The 15,096-nt window shown below is 64.2% G+C and carries 13 protein-coding genes; 7 read left to right on the forward strand and 6 right to left on the reverse strand.

The genetic code is table 11. The features are described from left to right. Positions 1-84 precede the first annotated feature (84 nt). From BRA471DRAFT_RS20300 to coaD, 4 genes are read right to left on the reverse strand one after another with little or no spacing between them, the layout of a single operon-like run. Entirely contained in the window at positions 85-549 is a 465-nt protein-coding gene (locus BRA471DRAFT_RS20300; RefSeq protein WP_007590736.1) for a peptidylprolyl isomerase, read from the reverse strand. Continuing rightward, a complete protein-coding gene (locus tag BRA471DRAFT_RS20305; protein ID WP_007610640.1) occupies positions 546-971 on the reverse strand; it encodes a hypothetical protein in 426 nt (141 codons plus the stop codon). Before BRA471DRAFT_RS20305 ends, BRA471DRAFT_RS20300 begins: the two co-directional genes overlap by 4 nt. A gap of 8 nt (positions 972-979) precedes the next feature. Beyond that, complete coding sequence (locus BRA471DRAFT_RS20310) at positions 980-1,543, reverse strand: peptidylprolyl isomerase (protein ID WP_007610642.1); 564 nt, start codon at positions 1,541-1,543, stop codon at positions 980-982. Positions 1,544-1,584: 41 nt separating this feature from the next. Next, entirely contained in the window at positions 1,585-2,079 is a 495-nt protein-coding gene (coaD, locus tag BRA471DRAFT_RS20315) for a pantetheine-phosphate adenylyltransferase (protein ID WP_007610644.1), read from the reverse strand. A gap of 247 nt (positions 2,080-2,326) precedes the next feature. Between coaD and BRA471DRAFT_RS20320 the strand changes: the two genes are divergently transcribed. Both BRA471DRAFT_RS20320 and BRA471DRAFT_RS20325 read left to right on the forward strand, forming a co-directional pair. Further along, the gene (locus BRA471DRAFT_RS20320; protein WP_007610646.1) at positions 2,327-2,584 is read left to right on the forward strand and encodes a hypothetical protein; all 258 of its coding nucleotides are present in this window, start codon (positions 2,327-2,329) and stop codon (positions 2,582-2,584) included. A 216-nt stretch (positions 2,585-2,800) separates the two neighbouring features. Beyond that, entirely contained in the window at positions 2,801-4,654 is a 1,854-nt protein-coding gene (locus tag BRA471DRAFT_RS20325) for a potassium transporter Kup (RefSeq protein ID WP_050992648.1), read from the forward strand. Between the two features lie 105 nt (positions 4,655-4,759). On the opposite strand, the gene gyrA is transcribed toward BRA471DRAFT_RS20325, so the two are convergent. Further along, positions 4,760-7,504, reverse strand: a complete 2,745-nt coding sequence (gene gyrA / locus BRA471DRAFT_RS20330; RefSeq protein WP_007610649.1) for a DNA gyrase subunit A — start codon at positions 7,502-7,504, stop codon at positions 4,760-4,762. A 372-nt stretch (positions 7,505-7,876) separates the two neighbouring features. Further along, positions 7,877-8,374: a single-stranded DNA-binding protein gene (locus BRA471DRAFT_RS20335; RefSeq protein WP_007590726.1), complete on the reverse strand. Its 498-nt coding sequence runs from the start codon at positions 8,372-8,374 to the stop codon at positions 7,877-7,879. A gap of 458 nt (positions 8,375-8,832) precedes the next feature. On the opposite strand from BRA471DRAFT_RS20335, the gene BRA471DRAFT_RS20340 reads away from it, so the two are divergent. From BRA471DRAFT_RS20340 to BRA471DRAFT_RS20360, 5 genes are all read left to right on the forward strand, one after another. Then, entirely contained in the window at positions 8,833-9,582 is a 750-nt protein-coding gene (locus BRA471DRAFT_RS20340; RefSeq protein WP_007610650.1) for an outer membrane protein, read from the forward strand. Positions 9,583-9,816: 234 nt separating this feature from the next. Then, a complete protein-coding gene (locus BRA471DRAFT_RS20345; protein WP_007610651.1) occupies positions 9,817-10,506 on the forward strand; it encodes an outer membrane protein in 690 nt (229 codons plus the stop codon). A 282-nt stretch (positions 10,507-10,788) separates the two neighbouring features. Continuing rightward, on the forward strand, positions 10,789-13,770 hold the full coding sequence (uvrA, locus tag BRA471DRAFT_RS20350; protein WP_007610652.1) for an excinuclease ABC subunit UvrA: 2,982 nt from the start codon (positions 10,789-10,791) through the stop codon (positions 13,768-13,770). Between the two features lie 47 nt (positions 13,771-13,817). Continuing rightward, positions 13,818-14,381 (forward strand): DinB family protein, encoded by a 564-nt coding sequence (locus BRA471DRAFT_RS20355; RefSeq protein WP_007610654.1) that lies wholly within the window; start codon positions 13,818-13,820, stop codon positions 14,379-14,381. An 18-nt stretch (positions 14,382-14,399) separates the two neighbouring features. Continuing rightward, positions 14,400-15,074: an HAD-IA family hydrolase gene (locus BRA471DRAFT_RS20360; protein WP_007610656.1), complete on the forward strand. Its 675-nt coding sequence runs from the start codon at positions 14,400-14,402 to the stop codon at positions 15,072-15,074. Positions 15,075-15,096: the final 22 nt, after the last annotated feature.

Genomic DNA, 15,096 nt, shown 5'->3' on the forward strand with positions numbered 1-15,096 from the left:
GAAGGATGAAGGCCCCGCTGCTCCAGCTCGGCCTTCATGGTTCGAGACGGCGCTACGCGCCTCCTCACCATGAGGTTTGAACGCCTACTCCGCGTCAGCTGCCATCCGCGCCTTGACGATCTTGTCGGGGTTCTGCACGGGCTCGCCGCGCTTGATCTTGTCGACGTTCTCCATGCCCTCGGTGACCTTGCCCCACACCGTGTACTGGTTGTCGAGGAAGCGGGCGTCGTCGAACACGATAAAGAACTGGCTGTCGCCCGAATCCGGGCTGGCGGCGCGCGCCATCGAGGTGGTGCCGCGCACATGCGGCTCCTTGTTGAACTCGGCCTTCAGCTTCTTGCCGGAGCCGCCGGTGCCGGTGCCTTGCGGACAGCCGGTCTGCGCCATGAAGCCGTCGATCACGCGATGGAACACGATGCCGTCGTAGAAGCCTTCACGCACGAGTTCCTTGATGCGCGCGACGTGGCCGGGCGCCAGGTCAGGCCGCATCTCGATGGTGACGGGGCCCTGCGTGGTCTCGAGGATCAAAGTATTTTCGGTGGCGCTCATGCTCGTCTCTCTTGGGTTGGGGGTGAAGTCCTGTCAGGTGAAGATTTGCCGTTGCGAAACTGGATCGCGAATGGACGCCCCGCAGCGGCGCCGGCCATCGCATCGGTAAATGGCATCGGCGTGCAGCGTTGCAATGCCTCCATCACCGCGACCCGGTATTGCAGCCGGTCATTGTCGGAAGCCTCCACGGATTCATAGGTAATCCTCGGATGGCCCAGAATGTTTCCGGCCCGGTTGAAGCTCACGACGACGGTGATGTCGATCGGGCGGGCCCTGGCGGCGGGCGGCGGCTTCCAGCAGGTGCGCAGATGCCGGAAGATGTCCTGGATGGTGTTGACCTGTGCCTCCTCGGCGACTGCGCCGGGGACGCCGAGCAGCAGCACCGCGGCAACCAGCAGGAGCTTGCCACCGCAGCGCGCCATCGCTGCTCCTATTTGATGTCGGAAGCGACCTGCACCTTCACCATCTTGTCGGGATCGGTGACGGTGCCGCCGCTCGATCCGGGAGGCGCCTTCTTCAGCTTGTCGACGACGTCCATGCCCTGCACGACCTCGCCGATCACGGTGTACTGGTTGTCGAGGCTGCCGCCGTCGGCGAACATGATGAAGAACTGCGAATTGGCGGTGTCGACGCTGTCGCCGCGCCGGGCCATCCCGACGATGCCGCGCGCAAAATGCACCTTCGAGAATTCCTGCTTCAGGTTCGGATATTTCGACCCGCCGGTGCCGTTGAAGTTCTGACCGTCGCCGGTCTGCGCCATGAAGCCGTCCATGACGCGATGGAACGGCACGTTGTTGTAATAACCCTCGCGCGCGAGCTGCTTGATGCGCTCGGCGTGCTGTGGTGCAAGGTCCGGCCTCAGCTTGATGACGATGCGGCCCTTGGTGGAGTCGATGACGATGGCGTTGGCCTTGTCGAGGCCGGCCGGCAAAGTTTGCGCGAACGCCGGCACCGCGAACAGAACCGCGGCAACAAATGCGAGAATTCGGATCATGATAACTCCGGATCAGAGATGAGAAAGGAAACGCGCCGTTATCAGGCGAATTTTGCCTTGAGCTGGGCCGCAACCAGCGGCGGGACGAAGGCCGAGACGTCCCCGCCCATGGCAGCGATCTGGCGCACCAAAGTGGCGGTGATCGGGCGGACCATGGGAGAAGCCGGCAGGAAGACCGTATGCACCTCCGGCGCCATGGCCTCGTTCATGCCGGCGAGCTGCATCTCGTAGTCGAGATCGGTGCCGTCGCGCAGGCCCCGAATCATAATCGTCGCACCGTGCTTGCGCGCCGAGGTCACCGATAGATCGTCGAACGTCGCGGCTTCGAGGACGCAGCCGGCCTGGGCCGCCACCGGCCCGCAGACGTCATGGAGCATCTTGAGCCGCTCCTCGGTCGAGAACAGCGGCTTCTTGCCGGGGTGCACCCCGATCGCGACAACGAGCCTGTCGCACAGCGACACGCTGTGCCGGACCACGTCCAGATGGCCGTTGGTGATGGGGTCGAAGGAACCTGGATAGAAGGCAATGCGGGGCATGGCCACGTCCTACCGCGCCCGGCCCGGCCCGGCAAGCCGGTCAGGTTCCCCGGCGGTTTTTCCGCAAAACCGTGTTGGAATGCGCCGAATTGTTTCGTCCTGAGGGCAGCCACGAAACAAAACGGAGCGCGAACGAAACCATTTCCCGCGTTCGCGAAGACGTCCGGAAACTGGCCATGGTTACTAATCCGGCCAACGAACGACGGGCCGCACACTGGGCGTAGCGGTCGCATCACAGGGGACTGTCATGATCAAGGCTCTTTCGGCGATCGCCATCTCTGCGTGTGTTGCTGCCGCCCTCACCCTCCTGCCCGGCTTCGCCCCGACCGTCGAGGCGAGCGTGCCGCAGCCGCTCGCTAAGGGCGACCGGCTCGATATCCGCACCATCGGCAAGGACTGCTCGCAGCGAGCCTGGCCGAATTTCGAGGCGTCCTGCCTTCGCCAGGCCGGCACCAAAGCCAACATCCGCGAGGCGCGCCTCGTGACCGCCAACCGCACTCCGTAGCGGGGGCCTGTCAGTTTCGCGTCAGGAATCCTCGCGATAAGTCCCAACGACAAACCCAAAAGATAACCCATGGATATTTGCGACGTCCCGTCGCAGACTGCCTGATGCTCGCGCCCGCCGGAATGACCCGTCGGGCGCGATCCCATCGGGGGGTCGCCATTGTCCAGTACGCCCGCAGTCGCCTCCGGCCATCAACCTGATCCACTGCCGCTTGCGATGACCATGGGCGCCCTCGGGGTGGTCTATGGCGATATCGGCACCAGCCCCCTCTACGCCCTGAAGGAAGCAGCCAAGGCTGCCGCCCACGGCGGCACATTGACGAACGATGCCGTTCTGGGCGTTGCCTCGCTGATCCTCTGGGCGTTGCTGCTGATCATCTCGCTGAAATACGCGCTGTTGATTTTGCGCGCGGACAACCGCGGCGAAGGCGGCATCGTCGCGCTCCTGGCGCTGCTGCATGCCCGCAACGCCCAACCCGGCACCTGGCGCGCGCATCTGCTGGTCGTCGGCCTCATCGGCGCAGCGCTGCTGTACGGCGACGGCGCGATCACCCCGGCGATCTCGGTGCTCTCAGCCATCGAAGGCCTGAAGGTCGACGCCCCCTCGCTCGCGCCGGCGGTTGTACCCGTGACCGTCGTCATCCTGATCGGACTGTTCATGATGCAGAAGCAGGGCACCGGCTTCATCGGCCGCATCTTCGGACCGGTGATGCTGGCCTGGTTCTTCGTGCTGGCAGCGCTCGGCATCCACGGCATCGTCAAGGCGCCGGCGGTGCTGGCGGCGCTCAGCCCTCTCTATGCGTTCGACTTCCTGATCCACCAGGATTTTCATGTCTCCTTCGCGATCCTGGGGGCCGCCTTCCTCGCGGTGACCGGCGGCGAAGCCATGTATGCCGACATGGGGCATTTCGGCCGCCTGCCGATCCGGCTGGCCTGGTTCGCGATCTGCCTGCCCGCGCTGGTGCTGAACTATTTCGGCCAGGCCGCGCTGCTGATCACCGACCCCACCATGATCGAAAATCCGTTCTTCCAGCTCTGCCCTGACGCCCTGCATTATCCGCTGGTCGCGTTCTCGGCGGTCGCGACCGTGATCGCCTCGCAGGCCATCATCTCCGGTGTGTTCTCGTTGACGCAGCAGTCGATCCAGCTCGGCTTCCTGCCGCGCATGCAGATCCGTCACACCACGAGCGACGCGATCGGCCAGATTTACGTGCCCTTGGTGAACTGGTTGCTCGCCGCCGCAACGCTCGGCGCCGTGCTGAGCTTCGGCAGCTCGGAGGCGCTGGCCGGCGCCTACGGAATCGCGGTGTCGCTGTTGATGGCGATCACCACGCTGCTCGCCGCGTTGCTCGCGATCCAGTGGGGTTTTTCGCCGTGGCTCGTGGTGGCCGTGAACGGCTTCTTCTTTGTGATCGATTTGATCTTCTTCTCGGCCAATTCGATCAAGCTGTTCGAGGGCGGCTGGTTTCCGCTGATGCTGGCGGGCTTCGTCGCCTTCCTGATGCTGACCTGGCGCAGCGGCGTGAAGCTCGTCGAAGCGGCACGCGCAAAGCTGCGCCAGCCCGAGGAGGATCTGATCGAGACCGCGGTCAACAAGTGCAGCGCCAGGCTTCCAGGCACCGCCGTGTTCCTGGCGTCGGCGCCGCGCGGCGTGCCGCTGGCGCTGACCCAGTTCGTCAAGCACAACCACGTGCTGCACGAGCGCATCATCCTGGTCACCGTGCTGATCGAGGAGCTTCCTCACATCGCCGACGAAGACCGCATCGAGGTGATCGAGATCATTCCCGGCATTACCCGCGTCGTCCTGCATTACGGCTTCATGCAGAACCCGACGATCTACGACGGGCTGACCCTCGCCTGCCGCCACGGCAAGCTGCCCGGGATCGACCTCGACGACATCACCTATTACGTCGGCCGCGAAACCATCATTCCGCGCGAGGACGTGCCGGGCATGTGGGTCTGGCGCGAAACCGTGTTCGCCTTTCTGCAACGCAACGCCGAACGCTCCGCCGCGTTCTTCGGCGTGCCGACCAAGCAGGTGGTCGAGTTCGGCACGGAGCTGGAGATTTAGCGCAAATCGTAGCCCGGATGGAGCGAAGCGCAATCCGGGTTTGTTGCGCCGCGCAGAGAGTCCCGGATTGCGCTTCGCTCCATCCGGGCTACGAGGGGTGCCGCATCACTCCCCGTTCGACTCCCCGTTCGTCCCATTCCCGCTCTCGGCCTCTTCCGTGATGTGCTCGACCGAGACGACGTGTTCGTCCTCGGCGGTGTCGAACACGATCACGCCCTGGGTCGAGCGGCCGGCGACGCGGATGCCTTCGACCGGGCAGCGGATCAGCTGGCCCTTGTCGGTGACCAGCATGATTTGATCAGCATCTTCCACCGGGAACGACGCTACGAGGTTGCCGTTGCGGTTGTTGACGCTCATGGCGACGATGCCTTTGCCGCCGCGGCCCGTGGTGCGGTACTCGTAGGACGAGGTCCGCTTGCCGTAGCCGTTGACGGAGACAGTCAGCACGACCTGCTCCTGCGCCGACATCTCGATGTAGCGCTCCTGGGCGAGCTGGAAGCTGCCGGAGGTCTCCTCGGCCTCCGCGTCCGCCGCCGGCTCCTCGGGCGCAGCTTCGCCGGCGACCGCGCGACGCATCTTCAGGTACGCCGAGCGCTCGTCGGACGTCGTCTCGACGTGGCGCAGGATCGCCAACGAGATCACCTTGTCGCCCTCGGCAAGCGCAATGCCGCGTACGCCCATCGAGGTGCGCCCAGTGAACACGCGCACGTCGGTCACGGGGAAGCGGATGCACTGGCCGCCGGCGCCGGTCAAAAGCACGTCGTCGTGCTCGGTGCAGATCTGCACGTCGACGATGGCTTCGTTGTCGTCGAGCTTCATCGCGATGATGCCGGAGCGGCGGACATCGACGAAGTCGGACAGCTTGTTGCGCCGGACGTTGCCGCCGGTCGTGGCGAACATCACGTCGAGATTGCCCCAGGTGGACTCGTCCTCCGGCAGCGGCATGATGGTGGTGATGCGCTCGCCCTGCTCCAGCGGCAGGATGTTGATCAGCGCCTTGCCGCGCGCATTCGGCGCGGCCATCGGCAGGCGCCAGACCTTGATCTTGTAGACCTGGCCGCGCGAAGAGAAGAACAGCATCGGCGTATGCGTGGACGCCACGAACAGCCGGCTGACAAAATCCTCGTCGCGGGTCTGCATGCCGGCGCGGCCCTTGCCGCCGCGGCGCTGGGCCCGGTAGGCCGACAGCGGCACGCGCTTGACGTAGCCGGCGTGCGAGACGGTGACGACCATGTCCTCGCGCTGGATCAGGTCCTCGTCCTCGACCTCGCCTTCCTGCTCGATGATGACGGTGCGGCGCGGGGTCGCGAACTCGGCCTTCACTTCGGCGAGCTCGGACTTGATAATTCCCAGCACGCGGTCGCGCGAACGCAGGATGTCGAGATAGTCGGCGATCTCGCCGGCGAGCTTGTCGAGCTCCTCGCGGATTTCGTCACGGCCGAGTGCGGTGAGGCGTTGCAGGCGCAAATCGAGAATGGCCCTCGCCTGCTCCATCGACAGCCGGATCGTGCCGTCCTCGCTGATGCGGTGGCGCGGATCGTCGATCAGCGTCAGCATGTCCTCGACGTCCCGGGCGGGCCAGTCGCGCGACATCAGGGTGTCGCGCGCGGTGGTCGGGTCGGGCGAGGTCCGGATGACGCGGATCATCTCATCGATATTGGCGACCGCGATGGCCAAACCGACCAGGATATGGGCGCGGTCGCGGGCCTTGGCGAGCAGGAACTTGGTGCGCCGCGTGACGACGCGCTCGCGGAAGTCGACGAAGATCGCCAGCAGGTCCTTCAGATGCATGATCCGCGGACGGCCGCTGTCGAGCGCCACCATGTTGACGCCGAAGCTCGTCTGCAGCGGCGTGAACCTGTAGAGCTGATTGAGCACCACATCCGGCACGGCGTCGCGTTTCAATTCGATGACGACGCGGTAGCCGTCGCGATCGGATTCATCGCGCAGGTCGCCGATGCCCTCGATCTTCTTTTCCTTGACCAGCTCGGCGATGCGCTCGACCATCGTCGCCTTGTTCACCTGGTAGGGAATCTCGGTGATGATGATCGCCTCGCGCTCCTTGCGGATGGTCTCGATCGCGACCTTGCCGCGCATCATGACCGAGCCGCGGCCGAGGTGATAGGCGGCGCGGATGCCCTGCCGTCCGAGGATGACGCCGCCGGTCGGGAAATCCGGTCCCGGCACGATGTTGATGAGCTCGTCGATGGTGAGCGCGGGGTTGTCGATCAGCGCGACGCAGGCGTCGATGACTTCGCCGAGATTGTGCGGCGGGATGTTGGTCGCCATGCCGACCGCGATGCCGCCGGCGCCGTTGACGAGAAGGTTCGGGAACTTGGCCGGCAAGACCGACGGCTCGGTCTCGTTGTTGTCGTAGTTCGGCTGGAAATCGACCGTGTCCTTGTCGATGTCGGCCAGCAGGGCCAGCGCCGCCTTCGTCAATCGGGCTTCGGTGTAACGATAGGCAGCCGGAGGATCGCCGTCGACCGAGCCGAAATTGCCCTGGCCGTCGATCAGCGGCACGCGCATGGAGAAGTCCTGCGCCATCCGGACCATGGCGTCGTAGATCGACTGGTCGCCATGCGGATGATATTTACCGATGACGTCACCGACCACGCGGGCGGACTTGACGTACTTCTTGTCGGGCGTGTGCCCCTGCTCGTTCATCGAGTACAGGATGCGGCGATGCACCGGCTTCAGACCGTCGCGAGCGTCAGGCAGCGCCCGCGCCACGATCACGCTCATGGCGTAGTCGAGATAGGACTTCTTCATCTCCTCGAAGATGGAGACGGGGCGAATATCCGAGGGTTGCGCCGGCTGGTCGCCGGGCTTGTCGTCGTCGTCAGCCAAGGGGAAATCCGGTGAAGTTTTATCTGGGAATCATATAGCGCATCGAGCCCCTGATAACCACCCTCGCGGCGTTCTGGGAAGCGCTTTTTCCGCCTATTTTTCCAACAACTTAAGCCCTTGCGAGCGGTGTCGCGGACGGCCCCCGCATCGGCCTTGCAAAATCGCCGGGGACGCGGGGAAAACCGCGCGGCGAGCTTGCCACATCAGCGCATTTGCCAAGCCGCAATCCGAGCTCACCCCAAACCTGAAGCGGGCCCGGAAATCCCGAGCCCGTCCTGCCGATTAGTGGGATTTTCTGACACGAGATGAGAAGCGGCGCCGATCCGGCGGACGCATCCGCATCGAGACGCCGCGTTCTCAGAACGTGATCGCTCAGAACGGGATATCGTCGTCCATGTCGCTGTTGCGGCCACCGCCGCCGGCCGCAACGGGGCGCCGCGGCGCGCTGCTGACTGGACCGGAGGAGCCGAAATCGCCGCCCGGCTCGTCGCCGAAGCTGCCGCCTCCCCCACCGCCGCTACGGCCGTCCAGCATCGTCAGGGTGGAGTTGAATCCCTGCAGCACGACTTCGGTCGAGTACTTCTCGACGCCGCTCTGGTCGGTCCATTTGCGGGTCTGGAGCGCACCCTCGACGTAAATCTTGGCGCCCTTCTTCAGATACTGCTCGGCGACCTTGCAGAGCCCTTCATTGAAGATCACGACGCGGTGCCACTCGGTCTTTTCCTTGCGCTCGCCGGTCGCTTTGTCGCGCCACGTCTCCGAGGTCGCGACGCTCAGATTGGCAATCGGCCGCCCGTCCTGGGTGCGGCGGATTTCAGGATCCTTGCCGAGATTTCCAACCAGAATGACCTTGTTGACGCTTCCCGCCATCTCCGCTCTCCGCTCCGAATGCCATTGAATTCAAGAAGGCCGGTCCGCTCCCCGCGTTCCGCCGTGCCTGTTGAGGCGACCCTATACGCTCGCCGAACGCTTGCGGACGCCGATCAGTCCGTCACCCCTCCGGTTATCCCCACATATAGCATCGACCTCCGGCTCGTTCCAGATTTGTTCTTGGCGAATGACAGCACTGAAGGTGTGGGATCGATCGGCGATGTCCTGTGGGAAGGCACGCGTCGATTGGAACCTTTGTAGGTTCCAAAAAACGGAAGAAAGAACTTAACATTCAGCAAGTTATGGCTACTCGCACTGCCCCGTTCTTGTTGCATTTCGGAGACGGACTCTGCCGCTCCGCAGAGCTACGGTTGCCTTCGACTTAGTTCATATGGGCCTCGCGCCTGATCAGCCGCTTCGGGGACATTAAGAGGCGGACGAACCTGGGGAGACTGGCAATGAATAAGCTTCTTATTGGTGCAATCGGTGCAGTGGCGATGGGCCTGTCGGCTCCGGCCAGTGCGGCGGACATGGCCGCGCGTCCTTACACGAAGGCGCCAATGGCCGCGCCCGCACCGATCTATACCTGGACCGGCTTCTACGCCGGTGTGCAGGGAGGCGGCGGCTGGGGTCGTAGCGACGAGACCTTCTTCGACGGTCCGAACACAGCGATCTTCGCGGGCAGCCAGAGGTATGACACGAGCGGCGGCTTCGTCGGCGGGGTGTTCGGCTACAATTGGCAGTCCGGTCCGGCCGTGTTCGGCATCGAAGGCGACTATCACTGGGCCGACATCAGCGGCCGTTCGGCCGAGATTAACGCCGGCCTCGGCGACACCTACTTCACGAAGATTCGTGGCTTCGGCGACATCAAGGGCCGTCTCGGCTACTCGACCGGCCCCGCGCTCTGGTTCGTCAGCGGCGGTGCCGCGGTCGGTGACATCCAGCACCGCTACGACGGCGTTCCCGGAAACGTCTTCGTCCAGAACGACTGGCGCTGGGGTTGGACCGTCGGTGCAGGCGCTGAATACATGTTCGCTCCGAACTGGTCAGCCAAGGTCGAGTATAACTACATCGATTTCGGCAGGAGCACGATCCAATACTCTCCAGTGGTCACCAACCGCTCCGAATGGACCGACACCGTTCACACCATCAAGGTGGGCGTGAACTATCACTTCAACTGGGGCGGCTCGCTCGTCGCGAAGTACTGATATCCCTCTGATATCATTGAGATCAAAGGCCGGCCCTGTGCCGGCCTTTTTTGCTGTGCTTCCCAGCTCGGAATAGTCAGTCAACAACCATTACGTTTCAAACATGGTGTGACTTTTGAGTGACACAACTTGCGGCTTCACTGGTGTATGGAGACATCAGTTGGACCACCGCGTCCGATGCCCTTCCCGATCGTGGAAGGCACAATCAGAAACTGGGACTGGGATTAGTTGAAAATGAAAAAGGTTTGGTTGGCTTCGGCCTGTTTGTTCGCTCTCGCTGCCCCGGCTTCGGCCGCTGATCTGGCGGCGCGCCCCTACACCAAGGCTCCGGTGGCCATGGCTTCGGTCTACAACTGGACCGGCTTCTACCTCGGTATCGTCGGTGGTGGTGCTTGGGAAAATTCCTCGACCGACCCGAAGATGAAGGGCGGCTTCGTCGGCGGCACCGCCGGCTATAACTGGCAGACCGGCAACGTCGTGTTCGGCGTCGAGGCCGATGGCGCCTGGGCAGACGTCAGCGCTTCGGCCGCTGGTACGGTTTTCGTTGCGGGCGTCGGTGGCATCCCCGCCTCGCTGAGCTCCAAGACTGACGCGATGGGCACCGTGCGCGGCCGCATCGGCTGGGCCGTCAACAACGTGCTGTTCTACGGCACCGGTGGTTACGCCTGGATCGACAACAAGCTCACCGCCACCCTGGGCGGTCTCTCGGTCTCCGACAGCAAGTTCCACTCGGGCTGGACCGTCGGCGCGGGCGTCGAGGCGTTCTTCGCTCCGCAGTGGTCGGTCAAGGGCGAATACCTCTATCGCAGCCTCGGCGGCGAGACCTACTTCGGAGGCGCCATTCCGACCGGAACGCTCAACCTCCACACCGTGCAGGTCGGCGTGAACTATCACTTCGGGGGCCCGGTGGTCGCGAAGTACTGAGTTCAGTACCTAGCTCCAACGCATCCACGTTACGAAAGGCCGGCCTTGCGCCGGCCTTTTTGTTTGACGGGCACGTCGCCTCGAGTTTCGACTGCCGCGCTCCTGCCAGATGCCGCCAGCGCGCCAACAATCCGTTGACGATTCGCAAACGCCACTGGAAATCCGCCCCCGTTCTTCCTACGTTCGCTCACATACCCATCGGCGCCGATCCCGGTTCCGGGCGAAGCGCGCCTATTACGTTGGCGCGATCGCGCGCTTTTGGATTCCTTGAGGACCACCAGGATGGATGAAGTGATCAAGGCGAAGCGCCAACAACAGAACGCGGGAGCACACCTGCGCGCAATTACGATCCGTGGCGCGCGCGAGCACAACCTCAAGAACGTCGACGTCGAGATTCCCCGCGACAAGCTGGTGGTGTTCACGGGGCTGTCAGGCTCCGGCAAATCCTCGCTCGCGTTCGACACCATCTACGCCGAGGGCCAGCGCCGCTACGTCGAATCGCTGTCGGCCTATGCCCGCCAGTTCCTGGAGATGATGCAGAAGCCCGACGTCGACCAGATCGACGGCCTGTCGCCGGCGATCTCGATCGAGCAGAAGACGACGTCGAAGAACCCGCGCTCCACCGTCGGCACCGTCACCGAAATCTACGACTATATGCGCCTGCTGTGGGCGCGTGTCGGCGTGCCCTATTCGCCCGCCACCGGCCTGCCGATCGAGAGCCAGACCGTCTCGCAGATGGTCGACCGCGTGCTGGCGCTCCCCGAGGGCTCGCGGCTCTATCTGCTCGCGCCCGTCGTGCGCGGCCGCAAGGGCGAGTACCGCAAAGAGCTCGCCGAATGGCTCAAGAAGGGCTTTCAGCGCGTCAAGATCGACGGCGCCTTCCACGAGCTCGCCGAAGCGCCGACGCTAGACAAGAAATTCCCGCACGACATCGACGTCGTCGTCGACCGCATCGTCGTGCGCCCCGACATCGGTCAGCGCCTCGCCGAAAGCTTCGAGACCGCGCTGAAGCTCGCCGAGGGTCTTGCCGTCATCGAATTCGCCGATGCGCCGGCTGCAGCAGCCCCCGCGGAAGAGAAAAAGAAGACCGCAAAGATCCACGACAAGAGCGGACCCGAGCGCATGCTGTTCTCGGAAAAGTTCGCCTGCCCGGTGTCCGGTTTCACCATCCCCGAGATCGAGCCCCGGCTGTTCTCGTTCAACAATCCCTATGGCGCCTGCCCTGCCTGCGGCGGCCTCGGCGTCGAGCAGCATGTCGACGAAGACCTCGTCATCCCCGACAAGGAGCTCGCCATCGGCAAGGGCGCGATCGCGCCCTGGGCCAAATCCTCGTCGCCCTATTACATCCAGACGCTGACTGCGCTCGGCAAGCACTACAAGTTCACGCTGACCACCAAGTGGAAGGATCTGCCCAAGAAGACGCAGAACGCGATTCTCCATGGTTCCGGCGAGGACGAGATCAAGTTCTCCTACGAGGATGGCGTCCGTTCCTACGACACCAAGAAGCCGTTCGAGGGCGTCATCACCAACATCAACCGCCGCTATCGCGAGACCGAGAGCGAGTGGGCGCGCGAGGAGCTGGCGAAGTATTTCCACGACGTGCCCTGCGAGGCGTGCCACGGCTTTCGGCTCAAGCCCGAGGCGCTCTGCGTCAAGATCGGCGGCAAGCATATCGGCGACATCTCCGAGATGTCGGTGAAGGGCGCCGGCGCGTGGTTCGAGACCGTGCCGGAGGCGCTGAACACCCAGCAGAACGAGATCGCCGGCCGCATCCTCAAGGAGATCCGCGAGCGCCTCACCTTCCTGCTCGACGTCGGCCTCAACTATCTCACGCTGTCCCGCTCCTCCGGCACGCTGTCCGGCGGCGAGAGCCAGCGCATCCGCCTGGCCTCGCAGATCGGCTCGGGGCTAACAGGCGTGCTCTACGTGCTGGACGAGCCCTCGATCGGACTGCACCAGCGCGACAACGCACGCCTGCTCGATACGCTGAAGCGCCTGCGCGACCTCGGCAACACCGTGATCGTGGTCGAGCATGACGAGGACGCGATCCTGCTCGCCGACCACGTCCTCGACATCGGGCCTGGCGCCGGCATGCATGGCGGCAACATCATCGCCGAAGGCACGCCCGCCGAGATCATGCGCAATCCCAACTCGCTGACCGGCAAATATCTCACCGGCGAGCTCGAGGTCGAGGTGCCGGAGCGGCGTCCGCCAAACCATCGCCGCACCATCAAGGTGGTCAACGCGCGCGGCAACAATCTCAAGAACGTCACGGCCGAAATCCCGCTCGGCCTGTTCACCTGCGTCACCGGCGTCTCCGGCGGCGGCAAGTCAACGCTGCTGATCGACACGCTGTACAAGGCGATCGCCCGCAAGCTGAACAACGCCAGCGAGGGCGCCGCGCCGCACGACCGCATCGAGGGTCTCGAGCACATCGACAAGATCATCGACATCGACCAGTCGCCGATCGGCCGCACGCCACGTTCGAACCCCGCAACCTATACCGGCGCCTTCACGCCGATCCGCGAATGGTTCGCCGGCCTGCCCGAGTCCAAAGCGCGCGGCTACGAGCCCGGCCGCTTCTCCTTCAACGTCAAGGGCGGCCGCTGCGAGGCCTGCCAGGGCGACGGCGTCATCAAGATCGAGATGCACTTTCTACCCGACGTCTACGTCACCTGCGACGTCTGCAAGGGCAAGCGCTACAACCGCGAGACGCTGGAGGTGCTGTTCAAGGGCAAGAGCATCGCCGACGTGCTCGACATGACCGTCGAGGAAGCCGCCGAGTTCTTCAAGGCGGTCCCGCGCGTGCGCGAGACCTTCCAGACGCTGCACCGCGTCGGCCTCGACTACATCCATGTCGGCCAGCAGGCGACGACCCTGTCCGGCGGCGAAGCCCAGCGCGTCAAGCTCGCCAAGGAGCTGTCAAAGCGCGCCACCGGCCGCACGCTCTACATCCTGGACGAGCCGACCACCGGCCTGCATTTCCACGACGTCAAGAAGCTCCTGGAGGTGCTGCACGAGCTGGTCGCGCAGGGCAACACGGTCGTCGTCATCGAGCACAATCTCGAAGTCATCAAGACCGCCGACTGGGTCATCGACCTCGGCCCCGAAGGCGGCGACGGCGGCGGCGAGATCGTCGCCTGGGGCCCCCCGGAAGACATCGCCAAGGCGCCGCGGAGCTATACGGGCAAGTTCCTGGCGCCGGTGTTGGCGAAGGCACGGAAGCCGAAGCGGAGGAGGACGGCGAGCGAGGCAGCGGAGTAGGTTACGCAGCGAGAGCATGCCGACACATTGTCTGAGGGAGACTGAGTTTGCCTGCCGGACTTGTGCAAACCTATCGTGCGTTCGCCTACAATAATGCTTGGGCGAACCATCGGCTGCTCACCGCTTGCGCCGCGCTGTCTCAGGCTGACTTCGAAGCCGCACGAACCGGCTTCTTTCCAAGCCTGCAGCGCACGCTGAACCACATCCATGTCATCGACCTCTTCTATGTCGATGCACTGGAGGGCGGATGGCTAGGGCCGGCGGCCTGGAAGAACCAAGTGCCGCACCCTTCCCTTGCTGCGCTGAAGCCCGCGCAGGCCGTGATCGACAAGCGCTTGATTGCCATCTGCGATGCACTGACGCCCGAGCTGCTCGACGGTCTCGTGCGGATCAACCGCGACACCCGCGTGCAGATCGAACGTCGCGACCGGCTGCTCATGCATCTGTTTCAGCATCAAATTCATCATCGCGGACAGGCGCATGCCATGCTGTCCGAAACGAACGTTCCTCCGCCCCAGCTGGACGAGTTCTTCGCCGAGGGAGAGGCGCCGCTCAGGGCCTCCGAATTCGACCAACTCGGATGGACCGAAAAAACCGTTTGGAAAGCCTAGCGGTGTAACTTCGTCACCATGCCCTATTCCCTCGCCATCTTCGATCTCGACGGCACGCTGGCCAACAGCTTTCCGTGGTTCCTGCGCACCATCAACGACGTCGCCGATCGCTTCGGCTTTCGCCGTGTTGCGGATGAGGATGTCGAGGGGCTGCGGCACGCTTCGTCGCGCGAGATTCTTAGCCGACTCGAGGTGCCCCTGTGGAAGCTGCCGGCGATCGCGCGGCATGCGCGGCGGCTGAAGGCGGAGGCTGCAGCGGAGATTGCGCTGTTTCCGGGCGTCGAGGTGATGTTGCGGAGGCTGGCGGAGAGCGGCGTGCAGCTGGCGCTGGTGACCTCGGACAGCGAAGCCAATGCGCGCGAAAAACTCGGCGAAGCCGCCGCGCTGTTCGCGCATTTCGATTGCGCGGCATCGCTGTTCGGCAAGCCGTCGAAATTTCGCCGCGTCATGCGGCGCGCCGGCGTGGAGCCGGGCAAGGTCATCTCGGTCGGCGACGAGGTACGCGACATCGAGGCGGCGCGAGCTGTCGGCATTGCCTGCGGCGCGGTCGGCTGGGGTTATGCGGCGCCGGCGGCGCTGCGGGCGCTGGCACCGGATCACATGTTTGAGCGGATGGATGAGATTGTGTGGACGCTGTGCCCCGGTGCAGTAGCCCGGATGAGCGAAGCGACATCCGGGAACGCCGGTGGATGAGGAGAGCCCTGTCCCGCATGTC

The sequence above is a fragment of the Bradyrhizobium sp. WSM471 genome (assembly GCF_000244915.1).
In the GTDB taxonomy this organism is placed as follows: domain Bacteria; phylum Pseudomonadota; class Alphaproteobacteria; order Rhizobiales; family Xanthobacteraceae; genus Bradyrhizobium.